General features: G+C 73.6%; 3 protein-coding genes. All 3 read left to right on the top strand.

From position 1 onward, the window contains the following. The coding region (locus tag H5J29_RS30905) for an FAD binding domain-containing protein (RefSeq protein WP_181784474.1) at positions 1-614 on the top strand (614 nt) is incomplete at its 5' end. After that, positions 611-1066, top strand: a complete 456-nt coding sequence (locus tag H5J29_RS30910; RefSeq protein WP_181784475.1) for a (2Fe-2S)-binding protein — start codon at positions 611-613, stop codon at positions 1064-1066. The genes H5J29_RS30905 and H5J29_RS30910, both read left to right, overlap by 4 nt. Beyond that, positions 1063-1916 (top strand): amidohydrolase family protein (locus H5J29_RS30915; RefSeq protein WP_181784476.1); only part of this gene is annotated, 854 nt, incomplete at its 3' end. The genes H5J29_RS30910 and H5J29_RS30915, both read left to right, overlap by 4 nt.

Below are 1916 nucleotides of genomic sequence, written 5' to 3' on the forward strand. Positions count from 1 at the left end.
GCCGGTCCCGCGCCACACGCCGATCAGCGGCAACAGCCCCAGACACTGGTCGTGTCGGCGCCGCCTCGCCCGCGGGGGACTCGCACCCGGCGCTGCTGGCCGCGTTCGCCTCCGTCGAGATCGCCTCGGTTCGCGGGGTGCGCACGGTGCCGGTCGCCGAGTTCTTCACCGGCGTCAAGCGCAGCGTCCTGGAGCCCGACGAGCTCATCTCGGCCGTGCTGGTCACCCCGCCGAGCGGCCCGCAGCAGTTCTCCAAGATCGGCACCCGCAACGCCATGGTGATCGCGGTGTCGGCCTTCGGGTTCGCCCTCCACCCCGCGACGCGGACGGTGGGCACCGGGATCGGCTCGGCCGCCCCGACCCCACGGCCGGCTCCCGAGGCCGCCGCCTTCCTGGCAGGCGAGCTCGAGGCCGCCGGGCTGTGGGACTCCCGCCGCCCCCTGCCGGAGAACCTGGCCGCGGAGTTCGGCCGCAGGGTGCGCGACGCCGCGGCCCCGATCGACGACGTCCGCGGCTCGGCCGCCTATCGCCTCCACGCCCTGTCCGTGATGGCCCGTCGCACCGCGACGTGGGCCTGGGACGCCTACCGCGACGAGAACCGGAGCGCCGCATGAGGATCGAGCTGACCGTCAACGGCACCCGCCGCGAGGCGGACGACGTGTGGGAGGGCGAGAGCCTGCTCTACGCCCTGCGCGAGCGGTTGGGCCTGCCCGGCTCCAAGAACGCCTGCGAGCAGGGGGAGTGCGGCTCCTGCACGGTCTACCTGGACGGCACCCCGGTGTGCGCGTGCCTGGTCGCGGCCGGCCAGGCCCAGGGCCGCGAGGTGACGACCGTCGAGGGCCTGGCGGGGGAGGAGCTGGACCCCGTCCAGCAGGCGTTCGTGGAGAAGGGCGCCGTGCAGTGCGGCTTCTGCACCCCCGGCTTCCTGATGTCCACGAAGGACCTCCTGGAGCGCAACCCGAACCCGACCGACCCCGAGATCCGCGAGGCCCTCGCCGGGAACCTGTGCCGGTGCACCGGTTACGAGAAGATCCTCGATGCCGTGCGGGCGGTGGCGCAGCGATGATCATCGAGAACGCCCACGTCGTGACGGTGACCGGCGCGGAGATCGCCGGCGGCCACGTCGTCGTCGAGGCGAACCGGATCACCGCGGTCGGCCCCGGTCCGGCCCCGGACCGGGAGGGCCACCGGGTGGTCGACGCCCGCGGCGGCCTGCTCACCCCCGGCTTCGTCAACACGCACAACCACCTCTACCAGTGGGTCACCCGCGGCCTCGCCGTCGACCACACGCTCTTCGAGTGGCTCACCACGCTCTACCCGGTGTGGGCCGGCATCGACGAGCACGCCGTCCACACCGGAGCGACGGGCGCGCTCTCGCAGCTCGCCCTGACCGGCTGCACCACCAGCACGGACCACCACTACGTCTTCCCGCGCGAGGGCGGCGACGTGTTCGCCGCCGAGATCCGCGCCGCCCGGGAGGTCGGCCTGCGCTTCCACCCGTGCCGCGGCTCGATGGACCTGAGCCGCAAGGACGGGGGTCTGCCGCCAGACCACGTCGTCGAGGACCGCGACGCCGTCCTGGCCGCGTCGGAGGCCGCGATCGACCGTTGGCACGATCCGTCACCGGGCTCGATGCTGCAGGTCGCGCTGGCCCCGTGCTCGCCGTTCTCGGTGACCGGAGACCTGATGCGCGAGTCCGCTCTCCTGGCGCGGCGCAGGGGTGTCCGCCTGCACACCCACCTCGCCGAGACCCTCGACGAGGACGACTTCTGCCGCGAGCGCTTCGGCTCCTCGCCGCTGGACTACGTGGAGTCGCTGGGCTGGACCGGCGACGACGTCTGGTTCGCCCACGGCATCCACTTCGACGATGCCGCCGTGAAGCGCATCGGCGCGACGCGGACCGGGGTGGCGCACTG

Origin of the sequence: Pseudonocardia pini (assembly GCF_013870575.1) — a bacterium.
In the GTDB taxonomy this organism is placed as follows: Bacteria; Actinomycetota; Actinomycetes; order Mycobacteriales; family Pseudonocardiaceae; genus Pseudonocardia; species Pseudonocardia pini.